We start from the raw sequence: 19,540 nt of genomic DNA on the forward strand, positions 1-19,540 counted from the left end.
AGAGGAAATTCCTATACATGTACAGTCTAACACTTTCAATATAAAACGACAATACCAATTTTTAAAATTATTGACGTTTCTGCCTTGCCACTTCCAATAAAAATAATGGAAGTGCGATTTGACGCTTGATACGCTTAGGTTCTTTCATTAATCGATAAAACCATTCAAGACCAAATTTTTGGAAAATTTCTGGTGCACGTTTAACTGTACCTGCAAGCACATCGAATGATCCGCCTACTCCTTGATAAATGGTTGGATGCAATTGATCGCGATTTGCATTAATCCAGTTTTCTTGTTTTGGACTGCCCATCGCTACAAAAAGTAGATCGGGCCGGGCTTCATTAATGCGGTCAAATACCTTCTGTTCATCCTTTTCATAGCCGTCCTGTGTGCCGACTATTTTAATAGAAGGAAATAATGATTCTAGCTTTGCTTTTGCTGCATCTGCAACACCTGGTTTCCCTCCGTAAAGGAAAATAGGCTTGCCACGTTTTGCAGCTTCCTCGCAAAGCTTCATCATCATATCGACGCCTGTAACACGTTCACGAATTTGCCCTTTTTGAATTTTGGAAGCAAGAATAACACCAATGCCATCTGGAATTTGAAATTCCGCTTCGTTAAGCAGCTTCTTTAGAGCAGGGTCTTCTTTTGCCTTGATAATCTTTTCTGGATTGATGGCAACAACGAGCGCTTTTTGTTTTTTCTCAATACGCTCGAATGCCATCTCCATTAATTCATCGTAGCCTTCCGTATTGACATTGATGCCAAGTACTGTTTCTTTCATCGGTTTTTCGCATCTCCTAAAAGGTGGAACTGGAAGCCTGCTTCTTCCCATTTATCACGATTTAAGCAGTTTTTCGTATCGAAGACGATTTTTGATTTCGCTGTAATTTCTGCAGCTTCTAATGCCTTGAATTCATTATGATCTGTTAGAACTAAAATGATATCTGCATCTTTTGTAGCTTCTTCTAAGCTTTGTGTTTGTGTAGCGTGTTTGTTCTCTTTAATGTGTGGATCGTATGAAATAACTTCTAATCCAAGATTTTGTAACTCATCAATAACGATTGTAGATGGACTTTCGCGCATGTCATCTACATTTCCTTTGAAGGCTAGTCCAAGAACAGCTACTTTGCCACCAGCAATTTTGTTTTGATTTAAGATGGCTTGTGTTTTTTGTGCTGTGAAGCTCGGCATACTATCATTTGTATTACGAGATAAATGAATAAGTTGTGCTGTCTCGCCACCTAGCTCAACTAGGAACCAAGGGTCAACCGCGATACAGTGACCACCTACACCAGGACCTGGGAAGTGAACATTTACACGTGGGTGATAGTTCGCAAATTTAATCGCTTCCCAAATGTTTACTTCTAGTTTCTCTGCTAATTTTGCAAGCTCATTGGCAAACGCAATGTTTACATCACGGTAAGTGTTTTCCATTACTTTTACTAACTCAGCTGTAGTTGCATCAGTAAGGTGAATTGTACCATTCACAAATGTTTGATAAAGCTCTTTTGTCATTTGTGCAGACTTGTCATCGATCCCACCAACGATACGGTCGTTGTTCACTAATTCTTCAAAAATACGACCAGGAATAACACGCTCTGGTGAATGTGCTACAAATAAATCTACACCAAATTCAAGATTTGCTTTGATTAACTCTGGTAGCATAATGTGCTCTACAGTTTTCGGTGGTACTGTCGATTCAAGAATGACAAGGTCACCTTTTTTTACGTATGGCACGATAGAAGCCGTAGCTTGACGTACATATTCTAAATTCGCTGTATTATCAGGATTGATTGGCGATGGTACAGCAACGATGAACACGTCCGCTTCCACTGGTGTCGTTGACGCCGTTAAGAAACCTTCATCTACTGCTTTGTTCAGGCGCTCTTGCAATCCATTTTCTTCAATATGAAGCTTTTTCTCTTGAATACTTTTTACTGCCGCTGGGTTTACGTCCACCCCATGTACTTTTATGCCGTGGTTGGCAAACATTACAGCCGTTGGTAAACCGATATAGCCAAGTCCAACGACACAAATTGATTTTGTCATTCTCTATTCTTCCTTTCGTTTCAAAAACGAGTAGTTATGTTATATGTTCTATAAATGCATGATGCATTTTTGTTCTGCATTATAGTATACATCTTTCAAGTGAAAGTGTGAATCAATTTGTTATTTTGAAGCTGTTTTCTGTGTCCGATTAGCAAAAGTTTTGTTGGTTAGCGGCGGTATTTCGGGTTTTAGCGGCGTTCTTTGCTTGGTTAGCGGCGCAATTCACACTTTTTGCGGCGTTCTTCCTTTGGTTAGCGGCGCAATTCGCACTTTTTGCGGCGTTCTTCCTTTCGTTGGCGGCGCAATTCACACTTTTTGCGGCGTTCTTCCTTTCGTTAGCGGCGCAATTCACACTTTTTGCTGCGAACTCCAATATAAGCTGGACAAATGGTACTTCCTAATTCGATCAGGCCCGGTACTTGATAAATTTAATTTTTGTAAAAGCCGTTTTGCTACATACTGACTCTCTATATTCAAAAATTCACGACAATCACTGTTCGATATTGTATCTCCTACTAGCATGTGATAATCCAGTAGTGCCCGTATATGTGCGTTTTTACTTTGAAATTTACAACTTTGACAATACCAAGTCATGCGCAATTTCTCCATCCCAAACTGACCACAGTTCTCACAATGAACACCTCGCCGCAAAGCAGAGGCATCAATTTGATAGTACTGGCAAAGCGGAAATGGCGTTCTGTGCCGCAATTGTGACAAAATAATGTTTTTGATTTCTGTCATTGTTGCCATCTCTTTACTTTTCTCTAAATGTTGATGCAGAAATATCGGCAGCTCTTTTGCCATTAAAATCGGCAATCTCCCGTCCTCTCGATGAATATTTACATTATTGAAAGGAAAAACAACCGCTCCATAAATGGGTATAGAAAGATGTTGGGTGCCTAAGAAATGTTTCATACCTTGAATATATTGTTCAAGCTGAATTTCAGGATGCGTAAAAACGTGAACCTCTCCAGATTCCGATGTACGAATGAGCTGGCGTGGGTCACTTTTAAAATGTACAGTTCCTCGAATATTTTTAATTTCTAATAGTATGATAGCGTTGGGGACAATGAGTAAAATATCAATTTGCATGGGAAGAACAGAGGGAAGTATTACATTATGGAAAATGTAGCAATCATTGAGCAGTGCTAATTGCTGTAGTTCCTTCATAACATATTGCTCACCAAAATCGCCCGCTTCGTTATTTTTGAGTTCTTGCTGAAGATTTTGATATTGTGGGTGCGTGGGCTGTAACCGAGTCACAAGCGCTTGAAGTCCGTTTGTCAATGGAGATGATACGAAGGGTTTTATGATCAATCAATTCTCTCCTTTTCTATTTAAATTTCAATAGGTTTATTTGTTGGATCCTTTCAGCGATTATAGCACGTTTAACAGTAGTTTTTAGTTTTTTATCAGTGATTGTCCACTTTTATCAGCGGCTCTCTTTTTTATCAGCGATTGTTTCACTTTTATCAGCGATGTTCTCTTCTTTATCAGCGATTTCTCCACTTTTATCAGCGATGTTCTCTTCTTTATCAGCGATCGCTGTACTTTTATCAGCGATGTTCTCTTCTTTATCAGCGATCGCTGTACTTTTATTAGCGGTTTTCATTTTCCTCTCAGTGATTTAAACCCAACTAAAAAAGGAATCACCTTTAGTATCGGGGATTCCTCGTTGTTCCGCTTTCGAGTAATTTTAGAATTGATTGTGCTTGCTGCATGTGCATTGCCAGTACGTATTGGCTAGCTTGCATTAGGATTTGGGCTTTTACCATATTCATCATTTCTTTTGCGATATCTGCATCGCGAATGCGAGATTCGGCATCTTGTAGGTTTTCTGCTGTGTTTACGTTCGCATTGTAAGCGTGCTCTAGGCGATTTTGGTAGGCACCTAGTCTTGAGCGCTCGTTTGATACGCGCTTTAAAGCCTCGTCCATTGTGGAAATCGCTTTATTGGCGCCTTCACGAGTTGCAATGGATGTCGTGTCGTCTAAGCCAAGTGCTCCAGCACCCATATCGTTAATAAATAGCTCGATGCTTTGACCTGAGTTGGCACCTGCCTGAATTTTAATACCGTTTGTAGCATAGTCCCCATTTAGTAATGTCTTTGTATTAAATTCAGTGTCTTTCGAGATGCGTTGAATTTCTTTTTTTAATTCCTGATATTCCAAATCGAGTTTCTCACGATCACTATCGGTTAATGTATCGTTGGCCGCCTCGATTGCGAGCTCGCGCATGCGCTGAATCATATCATGCGTTTCATTCAGTGCACCCTCTGCTGTTTGAACAAGTGAAATACCGTCTTGGATATTTTTTGCTGCCATGTTCAAACCACGAATTTGCGCACGCATTTTTTCGGAAATTGCAAGTCCCGCTGGATCATCCGCAGCACTATTGATGCGATAGCCTGAAGAAATTCGAAGCATTGCCTTGCTCATAGCATCGTAATGTCTATTCATATTATTTAAAATTGACAACCCCGTTGCTGACCATTTTCCAAGCATCATTTCACCACCCCTATTGTTGCTTATATCGGTCTATGTTAAATTCTTTTAAGTTTATTTTGGTAATGTATTCTAATTTAGTAGGTTCTATATAGTAATGATTTCTAATCCATTTCCACATTTCAGACTTTAGACCTAGATGGATATATAAAAGCACCCTCTTCTCACAAATGAAAAGTAGGTGCTTAATTGCAATACCGTGTATTCAATTTTCGAAACCTCCGAGTTGATGGTTCTTTTGTTGTAGTAGTTCGAAAAAGAGAGCTTTATTTTTATCTAGTAATGCCTGGTCGATTAAATAATCAATGTTTTTCTGCTCCAGTTCTGTAATGAGCTGATCTACTTCGCCAACAGTCACTGAAGAAATAAGTGGTAACTGCGGTTTTGGAGTAGCACTTTCAAGAATCGGAGTTAGATGCTCATGAACATTGGTAATTAATAATAATTGATATAATGGCAGTCGGATAAAACGATTCCCTTTCTGGAAAACAAATACCTCGGATATATTTTCAATTTGCTGTGTATTCAAGTTGATAATCATCTCTTTACCTTCGATGGGAATGAAATGGAAAATCTCATTCTCTTTTAAAATAGAGAAATATTGATAAGCAAACACGAGACGTAGTTTGTCTCCAGTTATTTTTGTGTAAAATGGCTTCATATATTGAACTTGCATCATCCTTCATCCCTCCTTATTTATCTGATTATTCAGATTTTAACACATATCAATTATCTTGTTAACTATCTTCTCCTTGATTTTTTTCTTTTAAATCATTCAGCTTATCATGTACGCATTTTAATCGTATAATGGAAGGACAGTCTTTTTTCCTTCATGCTTAAATGCCACTAACTATACATTATGAAAGGAGTGAGGTTATGGCATTGTCTATTGCCCAATTAGCTAAGGAACATCAAGAATTTATCCTTGCCAAAGTAAATGAAGCTGAACAGGCGTTACATCCTTCCTCTATTGAAGACGAAGAGCTAGTGCGTCGTGCTGTTTTTTCAGTGCGGAACAAATCAGTTGTCTTTGAACGTTTTAATGGAGCGAGTTCTACATTATATGCAAGCGTACAGGATGTCAGACCTGCTTCTGTAGAAATTGATTTTGCCAAAGAGGAGTTGAGCTGTAATTGTCCTCAGTTGAAATGGTGTAGACATCAGGTTGGCGCATTGCTTGCCCTCTATCAGTATTTTGATTCGGTGCAAAATTGGTCAAGTGCTTGGCGTGCGCAAAAAACAGTGCAGTTAAAATCATTAGCAGCTGAACGAAGTCCAGAAAGTTGGAAGTTGATGGTCGATGAAGTAATGAAACGATTATTGCCTCCTGGGCGTATTCTTGAAGGGTATGGCCTTTCTGCTATACGGACAGATGCATTGGAGCGACTTCAACGACATATGCCTTTCGAGCGTGAGTGGCAGCCACTTTATAAGCTTTTCATGGAGCTATCCATCTTTAATACAATATGGCGTCATTTAAATGAAACAAAAGGACATTCATTGGATTCTCCTTATATGAAATATTTTATCGATCAAAGTGTTCAATCATTCGAGAGTATATTAACGGAACTAACGGGTCGATCACGTCTTTTTGCTACTGACCCATTTTATGATGCGATTCAAGAATTAGTCAGAAAGTTTTTATTGGAACGACAAGGATTGTTTGCTGATCGACTTCAAATTTATATGCTGCTTTGGGCAGTGCTTTTTTATGAAAAGCCTCGTCGTGAACAGGAATTGGCACTGATAAATAAGCTTGAGAATCCTTCACCTGAGATTTCCTTGCAGTCATTAAAACTGCTATTTTATGTGCTGCTACAAAAAGAAAGTTTATTACAGGAAAGCATTGCACATATTGATATACAACATATGCAGGACTTATTTGAACTGGCTACTTTTGCAAAACGTGCTGGTGAATCACATGCACAGTCAATTATTTTACGTGCGATGTTACCATTTACCGAAGTCTTTTTACAGCAAATTGTGCCAGTTGTAAAACGTGCTCAATACGTAAGGCAATTTCAGCTTTTATACGAAGACATACAGCTTACTGAGGAACAGGAAGCTACATTATATAGTGCATTTGGTGTTTATGGGCTTCAACCGTTTTCGTTCTTTCTTATTAAAAAAGGACGTTATCGTGAATGGGCAGCCCTCCATCAGTTAAATCTCTCCTCCCTTTCTTATTTAGAAATGTGTGGATTAAAGGATGTACTTCAGGTTGCTCCTGCAACAGTATTGCCCTTATATCATCTATATGCCATGGCTGAAATTACGCAAAAATCACGTATGAACTATAAGCAGGCTGTACGAATTTGGAAAAGTATGCGCAGTGCGGCAAAGCGTGCTGGTAAAACTGCTTATTTTGAAACATACATGCAAACAATTCGAGCAGAGTATAAACGACTTCGTGCATTACAGGAAGAAATTGAGAAAGGAAACTTAGTATGATGACTATAAATGCTCCTTCCCCGTTTTCAAAAAAACTACAGCTTCGTATTCAAGCAGGACAGGAAGGATATTTTACGTTACAAGGATTTACTGCTGATGGTGCAGCAATGGATGCAGACTCACTCACTTCTTCATTATTTTTTAACTATGAAGCGAATGTCTATGGTTTATTAAACAATCGTTCAGAACGTACGATTGAAGTTTCAACCTCTGAGCTCCTTGATATTTTTTCACAGCGCTATTTGCATCCTTTTATTAAATGGCAAGGTGCGAACGAAGAAAGTCAGGTATGGCTAGAAAAAGCGTCTACTTTACAAACGTATTGGCAGGAGTCCTCGCTCTGGTCATACGCAAATATTGCAGATGATTTTTCCTCGCTAGCATTCCCTATAGACGGTGTAGATGCAGTTTTATTAGAAACGGCAGTGCAGCAAAAACTGGCACAAGCTGGTCTTGTACTGTCTGATTTACCAAAGCTAATGCCATTTTTCTTGCGTGGTGGCTGGCCATTAGAGCAGGACCGACAGGCAGGTGCAGTTACTGTCTCCCTACGTTTAAGTGAGCCTGAGGAAGATTCAGATGTTTGGCTTTTAGAAACAGTACTTAGCACGGCTACAACCAAAAATTACTGGACGCCTGCCATGCGAAAGCAGTCACTACCAATTGCTGAAGCTCTGCCGGCAAAGTGGCAAATGTATGCTGATGCTATTGAACAACAACAAGGACAAATTGTAGATCTTCTTGCTGTTGAAGATTTACGTAGCGATATTTTCATCCGTATTATGCTTGAGGATTTACAAGTTCGAACATTTTTACGTGAGGATTTAGCAAGATTACAGGCACTCGGCTTTGACGTTGTATTACCAGCTTGGCTAAAGGATTTAAAACAATCAAAAATGCGGGTTCGCGTAAGTACTGGCAATGTAGCGACAAAGAAGGTTGCTGGACTAGACGATATTTTAACGTTCAAATGGCAGTTTTCTATGAATGGACAGTCCATTTCACCTGAGCAATTTAAAAAGCTTGTGGATGAGAAACGCGAATTCATTCGTATTGGTACTGAATGGTTTCGAGTCGATGCAAACTGGATGCAAGAAATGCGTGCATTGATGCAGCAAGCAGATGATGAAAGCTGGACAGTTCGTGAATTGCTATTTCGTGAGCTACCAGAGGATTTATCCTTACCTCTTGAAGAAGAGGATGCCGATGATGCAATGCGAGATGACCCAATTTTTGCATTTGAATTGCAAAAATCGCTTAAATCCTATATGGAGCAGCTTCAAGAGAAAAAAGGACTTCCTACAGTATCGGTTCCTACCTCTTTGCAAGCAGAATTACGTCCTTATCAGCATGAGGGCTTTGAATGGCTTGTCTTCATGCGGGAACAAGGCTTTGGTGCGTGTCTAGCCGATGATATGGGTCTTGGTAAAACGGTTCAGCTTATTTCATATTTGCTACATCTTAATGAAACAACTAAGGATACAAAGCCATCTATCATCATTTGCCCTACGTCCGTGCTCGGCAACTGGCAAAAGGAACTAGCTCGTTTTGCTCCTTCCTTAACTGTGCATACGCACTATCAGGCGAATCGAGCAAAGGAGGATGCTTTTAAACAGCTAGTAGAAAGAGAAAAACCACATGTAATTTTATCTACCTATGGCACGGTATCACAGGATACTGAGTTTTTACAGGAAGTAGAATGGGCAGCAGTTGTACTTGATGAAGCCCAAAATATTAAAAATATGCAAACGTTACAATCAAGGGCTATTCGTAAATTACTTGGTGCTCATCATATTGCTTTGACAGGTACACCTGTGGAAAACCGTTTATCGGAGCTATGGGCAATTTTTGATTTTATCCATAAAGGCTATTTAGGTAGCTTCGGTCGCTTTAATGAAGAATTTATTTTACCGATAGAACGAGATGAGTCTGAGTCACATAAACAGAAGCTACGTGCAAAAATACAACCGTTTTTACTGCGCCGTACAAAACGTGACCCACACTTACAGCTGAACTTACCAGATAAACAAGAGTCTCATGAATATTGCCCATTAACAACTGAGCAAGCATCTCTATATGAAGGATATATATTAGAGACGCTCGACCAGCTGGAGCAATTAACAGGCTTTCAAAAAAAGGGACGCGTCTTAAAGATGCTCAGTAAGTTAAAGCAATTATGTAATCATCCTGCCTTGTATTTAAAAGAACCTTTCGAGGATGCCGAATCAATGCTAACTCGTTCTACGAAATTAGAAAGTATCGTGCAAATGGCTACAGAAATCGTGGACAACGGCGAGCAGTGCCTCATTTTCACACAATATATTGGAATGGGACAATTACTACAGCATTGTTTTAGTGAACTATATAATATTGATGCACCGTTCTTAACAGGTGCAATGCCTAAGCAGCAGCGTGACCGCTTAGTAGAGGCTTTTCAGGCAGGAGATTTCCCAATATTTATCCTTTCCTTAAAAGCAGGTGGAACAGGGCTCAATTTAACAGCTGCAAATCATGTATTACACGCAGATCGTTGGTGGAATCCTGCCGTTGAAAATCAAGCGACAGACCGTGCATATCGAATTGGCCAAACACAATTTGTACAAGTGCATAAGTTTGTTACCATTGGTACTATCGAAGAGAAAATCGATAAAATGCTAGCCCAGAAATCTGCATTATCAGAAGAACTAATCCAATCAAGCCAGTGGTTAACTGAGTTAGCAGATGACGAACTTCGTGATTTAATGAAGCTCGATTTTTAAAAAGTAGATGCGCCAAGAGCACAGCGTTCTTGGCGCTCTTTTATTTCAGTGGATCTTGCAGTTACTTCTTCCCTACTTACTTCATATTTATATTTAGTTGTGTGTAAAATGCTCATTGCTGTGCGGTCTTCAGCAATGAACTACGTTATGAAAGGTATACATCATTCCTTTCTAAATTGATTACGGTGCAAGTAGTAGAAGGAGAATGGCGGATCAGACAACTTAGCACTTGGCACTTGCCCCGTATGTACCATTTAGAAAACTGCTAAACTACTGGTAATTGTACTTCTGGCTCAGGTAGCACAAAATCCTTTAAGCCGTCTTGCTCATCAGGTGGCTTTGGCAGCACAATTGCCCCGTCGCTATCCCTTGGCTTAAGCTGATAAAATCGGACATCTTCTACGACTACTTCTGTTATAAAAACCTTTGTGCTTTCTTCATTTAAAAATGATCTTGATTGAATACGACCATTTGCCCCAATTAACGAGCCTTTTCCGCAATATTTGACGATATGCTCTGCAAGCCTTCCCCAAACTGTACAAAGAATAAAGTCAACATCCACTTCCCCACGACTGTTTTTGAAATTGCGATTAATGGCTAGAGAAAAATGAGTTTGCACGCGATTTTCAGATAAGTGTCGTAACACTGGATCCTTTGTTAATCTTCCGACCAGTCCGACTTGATTCATTGATTCACCTCCTTTGCTTGTGATTGCTCTCATCTTACAAAAAATAATCCAGCATTGGCAAAAGTCGATTTTTATCATTTCCCTTAGTTTTTAATCATAAATTAGGTATATTGAGGCTTTTACTTTTCAATTATTGAATGATTTTTCGGGCCGAATGCTTTTCGCTGTAATAGCAAATGCTAATTGTTGAAATATGCAATTTCGCTGTTTTTGTAGATTGTGCGAAAACACAGTATTGGCCCTATCATCAATTATGCCTTGTCATAATTGCGTCCGGAATCGGCTTTGTGCAAGCACAAAGCACTTCTTTCAGCGGATGTTCGAACACCCGCTGAAAAGTGACTTAAACCGCTTCATCTTACAACTTATAGAGGTGGGAGACTTCCGCTGAATGAAGTTAAACAGCGCTAGTTGAATATGTTATACTAAAATAGATGACCGACTTAGGAGGATATTACATAATGAAAACATTTAAGATGCTTTCCTTTGACCTTGTCACAAAAGACGGCATGCAACCTTTCCCTTTAGTCGATGGTATTATTATTAACCAGGAAAACAGCCATCAATCTTGGATTCTTGAACTATTTATGGACCGGCAATATCGTTCAACTTTCGAAGAACTTTTTGCGAATGCTACTGTCTTTAATGTACGTGCAGTTATTTCATTTCCAGATAATGAGCCTGCTCCTTTCCAGGTTGTCGTACATACAGTTCAAGAAATTGGCGAGCACATCTCTGTTCTTTTAAAAGGGACGCTAAAGACAAAACGCTCGAAATATGCCGAACAATTACTTGCCGAGTTACTAGCTGAAGGAGTTACTTTAGATAAGTTATTGGACCGCTTCACACATGATATGAAAGAACGACCAAAACTCAAAAATGATTGAACGATGCAAAAATTTGCATCGTTTTTTTATTGGACAGATAGAGATTTTAAGGTAGAATACGATATAAAAATTATAGGAGGTAACTACACTTGAATATTGCTATTAGGGAAAAGCCATTTAAATTATTGTGGCTGGAGGCTTTAAAGAGGCGGTTGTTCGAAGAGGACCCTGATTTTAGCTATTATCATGAGCAATTTCGAAGATTCGATGCTGGCTTTGCTGGTGAAAAGAAAGTTGACCGTGAATGGCTTGAATTAGTATGTCCCTATACCTTTTTAGTGTTACATAATTTAATTCTGATGAATTCTGCACAGCATTCTCATCAACTCGATACACTATTCATTTGCAGTAACTTTATGCTAGTTGTTGAAATAAAAAATATTAACGGACGTCTTGATTTTGACGATATTACTCATCAATGTATTCGAACAAAGCCAGATGGAACTGTTGAAGGATTTCCAAATGCAATTACTCAGACCCAAAGACATATGCAATTTCTTAAAGTTATTGCCCAAAACTATTCTCTCCCCATTGAGGGTGCGGTTATCATCGCTAACCCCTCTGCTATCATTGCAAGTCATCCAAATACAATTCCGATTTTCCATGCTTCAGGACTTCAAAAACATCTTCATTCCCTTTTTAAAAAATATACACAAACAATTTTAAGCGATGAACAGCTAACTCAAATTGCTCAGCAACTCCTATGTAGACATCAGCCATCGAAAATTACGTCTCCTATTGATTCATCAAGATATCGCCAAGGCGTGCTTTGTCCGAAATGCAAATACAAGTCTCAAATGCATTATGCTCGCGGGATTTGGAGATGTTCGCACTGTCAATTTGCAAGCGAAGAAATTTTTTCTGAAGCTTTACAAGATTATCGATACTTAGTCGGATCAACAATTACCAATAAACAGTTACGTGAATTCTTCAATATTCATTCTAGTGATGCTGCAAACCGCTTGCTTAGAAAATATCAATTTCCCTATACAGGTTCTTATAAAAATCGCGTTTACCAATTACCCGAAAATTTAGTGGACTATATGAAGCCATTTTTCCGCTCTTCCTGATGATTTTTAGCGGGTATTTCCCCTTCGCGCGTGGGATTCTTTTCTTTTTCGCGGGTATTCACTCCTCTTCCGCGGGTATTCATCCTCTCCCGCGGGTATTCACCTCTCTTCCGCGGGTATTCACTCCTCTTCCGCGGGTATTCACTCCTCTTCCGCGGGTATTCACTCCTCTTCCGCGGGTATTCACCTCGCTTCCGCGGGTATCCTTCGCTTCCGCGGGTATTCACCTCTCTTCCGCGGGTATTCACTCCTCTTCCGCGGGTATTTCCCTCTCTTCCGCGGGTATTTCCCTTTCTTCCGCGGGTATCCTTCGCTTCCGCGGGTATTCACTCCTCTTCCGCGGGTATTCACCTCTCTTCCGCGGGTATTTCCTTCGCTTCCGCGGGTATCCTTCGCTTCCGCGGGTATTTCCCTTTCTTCCGCGGGTATCCTTCGCTTCCGCGGGTATTCACTCCTCTTCCGCGGGTATTCACCTCTCTTCCGCGGGTATTTCCCTTTCTTCCGCGGGTATTCACTCCTCTCCCGCGGGTATTTCCCTCTCTTCCGCGGGTATTCACCTCGCTTCCGCGGGTATTCACTCCTCTTCCGCGGGTATTCACCTCTCTTCCGCGGGTATTCACCTCTCTTCCGCGGGTATTCACCTCTCTTCCGCGGATATTCACTCCTCTTCCGCGGGTATTCACTTCTCTTCCGCGGGTATTCACTCCTCTTCCGCGGGTATTCACTTCTCTCCCGCGGGTATTCGCTCCTCCTCCCGGGTATTTCCCCTTTCGCGTATTCATAAATGAAAAAAAGAGTGTTCCATTTAATTGGAAGCACTCTTTTTTATATTATCGCGTTACTTTCTCTTCGACGATCTTTTCTTTAACAACGCCGTTTGCATTTGGAACGTTGTTATAGCCATTTGTACCATTTAAATCAGTATTTGTTCCTGGTGTTGTTGTTCCTGGAACTGTTGTCGTACCTGGTGTTGTTGTTCTTGGTGTAGTAATTCCTGGAGTTGTAGTAGTTCCTGGAGTTGTTGCTTCAGGAAGAACAGTGTTACGGTTAACACCATTTACGTCACGATTGTAAACGTCATTTCTTCGAGCTGGTTCTACAACGTTTTCTACACCTCGGCGAACGTCGTGTTTAACATTCTCCACTGGTCTTGTTTCAACAGCTTTGTTTCCCCAGTTACAACCTCCAAGGAATACAGTAGCAAGGATGATGGCCAAAAATGACATTCTCCACATAGAAAAAACCTCCTTTCCTCGGTGCTATGTCATCAAATACAACGTGTGCATTTGTGATCCTACATAGATTGCCCGGGAAAGGAGGGAACTATCCGATTTTTGTACAAACTATTTTTGTTTTTCTTTTAACAATTGTTCAATGTAGGCTGCTTCTGCTTTACAATTGTAGCCATAGTTCGTATCTAGCTCTTTTTGCAATGCCTCGATTGTTTCAATTTGCTTAGCTGTTGGTTCTTCATTTAAAATTTTTGCAATTACTTCATCGATTTTTTGTGCCATCTCTTCATGGAATTCAGTACTCATCAAAACATCTGCTGGGATTTTTTCGATCCATGCGGCATTTTCTTTAAAATAAGTTTGCCAGCTAGCAATGAAGTCTTCCATAGAAAAACGCTCTTCTTTCCAATCAATACTTGCTAAGTATGATTCAAAAGATGTTGAAATCGAACGCGTAATGCTAATTTTAACACCTGAAGACAATTCCTTATACATCTATATAATCCTCCTACGTTTTAAAAACAAAACTAAAATTACATGTATTTCAATTCACAATCACATATACGCCATTGCATTTTTATAAAACATCTAAATCCATGCTATCTCTAACTGCACTACCTATAGAGGCGAAAGTGCAGAATAAAGATAAACTATTAAAAGATTAACAGTAAAGACATCATTCGACATCATTATTTTATATCTTTTAGCCTATAATTGCAAATTAAGCCTGCTTTGGTTGCTCAGGCCCAATAGCAAATAAAATATCCGCTTCACATACTAGTTCTCCATCGACTGTCGCCACACCGTGACCTTTGCCCATTACTCCACGTAGTTTCACGAACTCTACCTCTAATCGAAGTTGATCTCCCGGTACTACTTGGCGCTTGAAACGACAATTATCAATACCCGTCAAGAAAGCTAGACGACCTTTGAATTCATCTGCGTTTAATAATGCTACACCACCAACTTGTGCTAGCGCCTCTACAATTAAAACCCCAGGCATTACTGGATAGCCAGGGAAATGCCCATTAAAAAAGTCCTCGTTCATAGAAACATTTTTTAAACCGACTGCACGCTTACCTTCTTCTAATTCAACGATGCGATCAACGAATAAAAAAGGATAACGATGTGGTAAAATTGCTTGAATTTGCTCTGCTGTTAACATTTCTTTTCCCCCTTAAATCAATTTCGCCTTGGCGTAATTGTAGCTGACGCTTTGCTTTCGCTACAGATAAACAATGCGTCCGGATTTTGATTTATGCACGCACATTTCAAAATCCGTGACATCCGCCAGAGGCAATATCTTCATTCAGTCGGTGTTGGACACCTATTGAATGAAGATATTTTATGTAAACACAAAGTATGGTAAAGAATAATATTATTCTTTACCATTCATAATATCAAATATATGCTGCCATGTTTCTGGTTTGAAAACGTCCATGGCTTTACCTTGTCCAATTACACTATAGCCAAACATTGCACCTAAAACTGCTGCAACTACAACTAAGATGATAATAAGTACAACGCGTAGCCAAATCGGAATCAGCCGTATTTGCACCCATCGAACCTCTCGTTGCTCTCCATTTGAGCCGTGTTCCTTCTCTTCTGGTGGCGTATCGGTTTCTTTTGTTTGCATAGAACCTCGACTTGAATCGTTTGTCATAGATTGTACTCCTCTTCATTACTTACTAAACAGTAATAACGGATCTACTATCGAATACCATTAATGAGCCCAAGCATTTGGTCTGCTAAAGTTACAGCTCTTGCATTGAATTGATAAGAACGCTGCGTCTGAATTAAATCCGTCATTTCCTTTGAAAGATTTACATTCGACATTTCTAGCGAACCGCTCTGCATGCCAATTTGCTGACGATTAGCTCCTTGTAATTCAGTGACAACTTCAGCTTGTGTATATCCAAGCTGCGCTAGGTTATTCGGCAATCCAACATAGGCGCCAGAAACTTTCTCCATTAGCTGTGGCTTTTGGAACTCTGTCACTGCTACATCAGTACGAATAACATCTCCATTTGGATAGGATGCCTCTAATACGCCTCCATTACGGATTGCGAAATTTTTTACATTAGCCGGCAATGTAATAGCTTGTCCTGTTGCGTTTGCCAATGGATATCCATCTGCAGTTACAACCATTACTGTTCCATTATTTAATGGTGATAAATAAAAGTCACCTTGACGAGTATACACTGTTTTTGTGCCATTTTCACCATCTGGCATCAAAATATTGAAATATTGCTTTGGTTTTGTAAAAGCTAAATCAAGGTCACGATTTGTTGTTTGTAGAGAGCCTTGCTTTTGATTCGATTGGATTTGTCCAAGCTTTGCACCTGAACCATAACGGATACCAATAGGTGATTGTCGGTCAGCACGGTCTAGCTTATCATTATTAAATTGCTGATAAAGCAATTCATTAAATGTAGCTTCTTGTGCTTTATAGCCGAGTGTGTTGCTATTGGCAATGTTATTACTAATTGTATCTAGTTTATTTTGTAATTGCCCCATTGTGTTTGTTGCAGTAATCATTGTACGTAGCATGTTCAAACGCCTCCAGTTCGCCTATTATACTTTTCCGATTTCATTGACAGCCTTTTCCATACTGCGATCATAAGCCTGTAACACTTTTTGGTTAGCTTCGAAAGCGCGATATGCTGTCATTAAACCAGCCATTGTACTACTAGAATCTACGTTTGAGCCCTCAAGATAATTTTGACGCAGTGTAAAGGATACGCCATTGGCACCGTAAGCTGTCGGTAAGTTCTGACCATTTTCTGTTCGCATTAAGCCATTATCCTGTTTACTTAGCTTGTTCGGATCCGCTGCAAATGATACTCCAACACGAGCTACTTGCCGATTATTAACATAGATTGCTCCGTTCTCATCTAGGCGGAAATCATCATTCGGTAGCTGGATGCGTTGACCTCTGTCTGATAGCACATACAGTCCCTGTGGATTTACTAAATAGCCATGACCATCTAATGTAAAATTCCCGTTGCGTGTATATGCTTCGCCACCATCTGGATGTGCTAAACGGAAGAAAATTGATCCCTTAGTGCCATCTTCGTTTTGTGGTAAGTTTCCATCGATCAAAGCCATATCTGTCGGGAAATCAGTGCTATAGATTTGGCCTTGTATGTAATTTGGTAATGTTTCTTGCATATAAATCCCTGTATTTAATGCGCCAATTTGGCTCATATATTGAGAGCCTGCTTGCTGCTTGGCAGGTGCATTTGTTGTTCCTACACTTGACATAAGCATGTCGGGGAATGAGCGAATAGTTGATTGGTCTGCTTTAAATCCTGGTGTATTCGCATTTGATAAATTATTGGTAAGTAATTCTGTTCTTCTTTGTTGTGCAATCATACCAGTTGCAACTGTATAAAACCCTTTAAACAAAGGAATCACCTCATTGTATTTTTATAAGGATGCGGGCACTCGATCAATATTTTCAAGCATAATGCCTGTACCAATTGCTACACAATCCATAGGTTGCTCTGCAATGAACACAGGTACCTTTAGCTCTTCGATTAATAGCTGGTCCATACCGTGTAGTAATGCACCACCGCCAGTAATAATGACCCCACGATCAATTATATCAGCTGATAACTCTGGTGGTGTTTTTTCTAAAACATTTTTTGCAGATTGGACGATCATAGCAACCGATTCATGTAATGCACGTTCAATCTCCTCTGAGTGAATCGTTATTGTACGTGGTAGACCTGTCACCATGTCTCGGCCACGAATGTCCATTGAATCGTTTCGGCTACCTTTAAAAACTGTACCGATAGTAATTTTTATGGCTTCTGCAGTACGTTCACCAATTAGCAATTTATATTCTTTTTTAATATATTGTAAAATATCATTATCAAAAATGTCTCCTGCCACTTTAATGGACTCACTCGTTACAATATCACCCATTGATAGGACTGCAATATCTGTTGTTCCGCCGCCAATATCGACTACCATATTGCCGCTAGGTTGGAAGATATCCATGCCTGCTCCAATAGCTGCAACTTTTGGTTCTTCTTCTAAGTATACTTTTTTTCCACCGGATTTTTCTGCAGCTTCACGGATCGCTTTTTGCTCAACACTAGTAATGTTTGTTGGACAGCAAATTAAAATACGTGGCTTAGCTAAAAATCCTTTGACATTTAATTTGTTAATGAAATGTTTTAGCATGGCTTCTGTAACGTCAAAATCTGCAATGACACCATCTCGTAGTGGACGAATTGCAGTAATATTACCCGGTGTACGCCCTACCATTTGGCGAGCTTCTTCCCCCACCGCTAATACTTTATTTGTTTTTTTATCAATCGCCACAACAGATGGTTCATTTAAGACGATTCCTTTACCTTTAACGTGTATTAATACGTTCGCAGTTCCTAAGTCAATGCCAATATCTTTCGAAAACATTTTATAATTTCTCCTTCCCGCCATTTCCAACTACATAACGTTCATTTTTATCTGTTTATCTAGAATATTTTATCATATCCTATTGGTAATTACACCTAATTTTAGTGAATGGAACTGTATTCTTTGAATTATATGAACACTTATTGAAAAGAAGAAATCGTTTCAGTATTTTTTTTGATTCATCACCTAACGTGGGCTGATTTAATGTCAGTAAGCTTGTCCTTGCATCAAAAAAAGAACGAATCATTCATGACTCGCTCTTTCTTTCCACTTGTTTTTCGTTGCCTCTCCTCCACGAATATGACGTACGGCCTTATGGTAGGCGAGTATTTCCTTTACTTGCTCAGCTAATGCTTCATGAATTGTTGGCAGTCGCTCCGTTAAATCTTTGTGCACCGTACTTTTTGAATAACCTGTCATTTTCGCGAGGACACGCACAGTTTCACGCGTCTCAATCAATAATTCACCGAGGCGTATGCAGCGCTTCCGAATGTGCTCGTGCAGGTTCTTCGTCCTTTCCACACAATTTCACAAATGGCATCAGATGCACGTTTGCGCATTTCTTCACCTTATGTGAGGACAAAGCTATTCAGAACACGTTTTACATTTTCACGATAAAATACCGATTTTTTATGCATTTTTTAGTATTCGTTTCTCTCGATGTAAAATTATCATTTACTATATTTAAAATATACGAATTTTCCTATCATCAATTATGCCACGGTTTTGATATCTGCTGAAAAGTGGCTTAAAGCAGCAGAAGTCCCCCACCTATAGAGGTGAGAGACTTCTACTGAAATAAGTTAAAAGGCTAGTAATTTTTTCGGATTAATATATTTTCCGTTTTCTAGTACTTCAAAATGCAAGTTAACGCCAGCTGATTGGTTCCACTCATTGTCAGTCGCTTTTCCAAGTACTTGACCTTGTGTTACCTCATCGCCTTCCTTGACAGCAATGTCTTTTACAGAGCTATAATGTGTTTCCTTACCATTTGCATGCTCAATAACAATTTTATTGCCTGTAAATGCATCAAGTTTTACTTGTTTTACTTTACCACTTAGAGCAGCAAGTACTTCAAATTCTTCACCATTCATAGAAAGAGTAATACCAGAAGATGTCGTAAATGTTTGATTAAATACCATTAGTGCTTTTTCACGCGACTCTGCATTAGCCTCTACTTCATAAAACTCTTGTGAAACTTGAACCTTACTAAGATTCGCTTCCTTGAATGGATACTTCATTGTTTCTGTTTTTGCATTTGTTTCAACTACAGGACCTGAATCTACTTCTGCTACATTTGTTGACGGAGCCTCTTCTACTTTCGATACGAGACTATTGTAACCAAGCAACAAACCTGCTAGCATTAGAGCCCCACCAGCGTAAACAACTGGCCAAAACCACGGTTTCTTCTGTAATTGAACTTTTTCATCTTGTTGATTTTGAGAAGTTTTACTATTTTTATCCTCTCTCAT

22 protein-coding genes are annotated in these 19,540 nt (G+C 39.6%); 4 read left to right on the plus strand and 18 right to left on the minus strand.

Going from position 1 to position 19,540, the window contains the following annotated elements:
• Positions 1-67 precede the first annotated feature (67 nt).
• From AMS59_RS14285 to AMS59_RS14315, 6 genes are all read right to left on the minus strand, one after another.
• Complete coding sequence (locus tag AMS59_RS14285) at positions 68-784, minus strand: WecB/TagA/CpsF family glycosyltransferase (RefSeq protein ID WP_053484417.1); 717 nt, start codon at positions 782-784, stop codon at positions 68-70.
• Positions 781-2,052, minus strand: a complete 1,272-nt coding sequence (locus AMS59_RS14290; RefSeq protein WP_053484418.1) for a nucleotide sugar dehydrogenase — start codon at positions 2,050-2,052, stop codon at positions 781-783. The genes AMS59_RS14285 and AMS59_RS14290 overlap by 4 nt, the downstream gene beginning before the upstream one ends.
• 348 nt (positions 2,053-2,400) lie before the next feature.
• The gene (locus tag AMS59_RS14300; RefSeq protein WP_053484420.1) at positions 2,401-3,369 is read right to left on the minus strand and encodes a nuclease-related domain-containing protein; all 969 of its coding nucleotides are present in this window, start codon (positions 3,367-3,369) and stop codon (positions 2,401-2,403) included.
• A gap of 115 nt (positions 3,370-3,484) precedes the next feature.
• Entirely contained in the window at positions 3,485-3,664 is a 180-nt protein-coding gene (locus AMS59_RS14305) for a hypothetical protein (RefSeq protein WP_053484421.1), read from the minus strand.
• A 43-nt stretch (positions 3,665-3,707) separates the two neighbouring features.
• Positions 3,708-4,556, minus strand: coding sequence for a flagellin (locus tag AMS59_RS14310; protein ID WP_053484598.1), 849 nt, complete (start codon positions 4,554-4,556; stop codon positions 3,708-3,710).
• Between the two features lie 205 nt (positions 4,557-4,761).
• Positions 4,762-5,235, minus strand: coding sequence for a hypothetical protein (locus tag AMS59_RS14315; RefSeq protein ID WP_053484422.1), 474 nt, complete (start codon positions 5,233-5,235; stop codon positions 4,762-4,764).
• A gap of 197 nt (positions 5,236-5,432) precedes the next feature.
• Between AMS59_RS14315 and AMS59_RS14320 the strand changes: the two genes are divergently transcribed.
• A complete protein-coding gene (locus AMS59_RS14320) occupies positions 5,433-7,007 on the plus strand; it encodes a hypothetical protein (RefSeq protein WP_053484423.1) in 1,575 nt (524 codons plus the stop codon).
• Entirely contained in the window at positions 7,004-9,766 is a 2,763-nt protein-coding gene (locus AMS59_RS14325; RefSeq protein WP_082337521.1) for a DEAD/DEAH box helicase, read from the plus strand. Before AMS59_RS14320 ends, AMS59_RS14325 begins: the two co-directional genes overlap by 4 nt.
• Before the next feature lie 265 nt (positions 9,767-10,031).
• Here the strand turns inward: AMS59_RS14325 and AMS59_RS14330 are convergent, their stop codons facing one another.
• Positions 10,032-10,454: a single-stranded DNA-binding protein gene (locus AMS59_RS14330; protein ID WP_053484424.1), complete on the minus strand. Its 423-nt coding sequence runs from the start codon at positions 10,452-10,454 to the stop codon at positions 10,032-10,034.
• Positions 10,455-10,915: 461 nt separating this feature from the next.
• On the opposite strand from AMS59_RS14330, the gene AMS59_RS14335 reads away from it, so the two are divergent.
• Complete coding sequence (locus AMS59_RS14335; RefSeq protein WP_053484425.1) at positions 10,916-11,341, plus strand: YwpF family protein; 426 nt, start codon at positions 10,916-10,918, stop codon at positions 11,339-11,341.
• Positions 11,342-11,430: 89 nt separating this feature from the next.
• Positions 11,431-12,411, plus strand: coding sequence for a nuclease-related domain-containing protein (locus tag AMS59_RS24345; RefSeq protein WP_082337522.1), 981 nt, complete (start codon positions 11,431-11,433; stop codon positions 12,409-12,411).
• On the opposite strand, the gene AMS59_RS25280 is transcribed toward AMS59_RS24345, so the two are convergent.
• From AMS59_RS25280 to AMS59_RS14390, 11 genes are all read right to left on the minus strand, one after another.
• Entirely contained in the window at positions 12,381-12,638 is a 258-nt protein-coding gene (locus AMS59_RS25280) for a hypothetical protein (RefSeq protein ID WP_199777762.1), read from the minus strand. The genes AMS59_RS24345 and AMS59_RS25280 overlap by 31 nt on opposite strands.
• A complete protein-coding gene (locus tag AMS59_RS25285) occupies positions 12,595-13,230 on the minus strand; it encodes a hypothetical protein (protein WP_156304670.1) in 636 nt (211 codons plus the stop codon). Before AMS59_RS25285 ends, AMS59_RS25280 begins: the two co-directional genes overlap by 44 nt.
• An 11-nt stretch (positions 13,231-13,241) precedes the next feature.
• Positions 13,242-13,646, minus strand: coding sequence for a hypothetical protein (locus AMS59_RS25905; protein ID WP_053484427.1), 405 nt, complete (start codon positions 13,644-13,646; stop codon positions 13,242-13,244).
• 108 nt (positions 13,647-13,754) lie between these two features.
• Positions 13,755-14,138, minus strand: coding sequence for a hypothetical protein (locus AMS59_RS14355; protein ID WP_053484428.1), 384 nt, complete (start codon positions 14,136-14,138; stop codon positions 13,755-13,757).
• A 226-nt stretch (positions 14,139-14,364) separates the two neighbouring features.
• Entirely contained in the window at positions 14,365-14,808 is a 444-nt protein-coding gene (gene fabZ, locus AMS59_RS14360; protein ID WP_053484429.1) for a 3-hydroxyacyl-ACP dehydratase FabZ, read from the minus strand.
• 213 nt (positions 14,809-15,021) lie between these two features.
• Positions 15,022-15,306 (minus strand): DNA-directed RNA polymerase subunit beta, encoded by a 285-nt coding sequence (locus AMS59_RS14365; RefSeq protein WP_053484430.1) that lies wholly within the window; start codon positions 15,304-15,306, stop codon positions 15,022-15,024.
• 47 nt (positions 15,307-15,353) lie between these two features.
• On the minus strand, positions 15,354-16,193 hold the full coding sequence (locus AMS59_RS14370) for a flagellar hook-basal body protein (protein ID WP_053484431.1): 840 nt from the start codon (positions 16,191-16,193) through the stop codon (positions 15,354-15,356).
• Between the two features lie 24 nt (positions 16,194-16,217).
• Positions 16,218-17,051, minus strand: coding sequence for a flagellar hook-basal body protein (locus tag AMS59_RS14375; protein WP_053484432.1), 834 nt, complete (start codon positions 17,049-17,051; stop codon positions 16,218-16,220).
• Positions 17,052-17,072: 21 nt separating this feature from the next.
• On the minus strand, positions 17,073-18,068 hold the full coding sequence (locus AMS59_RS14380) for a rod shape-determining protein (protein ID WP_053484433.1): 996 nt from the start codon (positions 18,066-18,068) through the stop codon (positions 17,073-17,075).
• A gap of 243 nt (positions 18,069-18,311) precedes the next feature.
• Positions 18,312-18,572: a sporulation transcriptional regulator SpoIIID gene (locus AMS59_RS14385; protein ID WP_053484600.1), complete on the minus strand. Its 261-nt coding sequence runs from the start codon at positions 18,570-18,572 to the stop codon at positions 18,312-18,314.
• A gap of 299 nt (positions 18,573-18,871) precedes the next feature.
• Positions 18,872-19,540 (minus strand): M23 family metallopeptidase, encoded by a 669-nt coding sequence (locus tag AMS59_RS14390; RefSeq protein WP_053484434.1) that lies wholly within the window; start codon positions 19,538-19,540, stop codon positions 18,872-18,874.

The sequence above is a fragment of the Lysinibacillus sp. FJAT-14745 genome, from assembly GCF_001275675.1.
Taxonomy (GTDB): Bacteria; Bacillota; Bacilli; order Bacillales_A; family Planococcaceae; genus Lysinibacillus.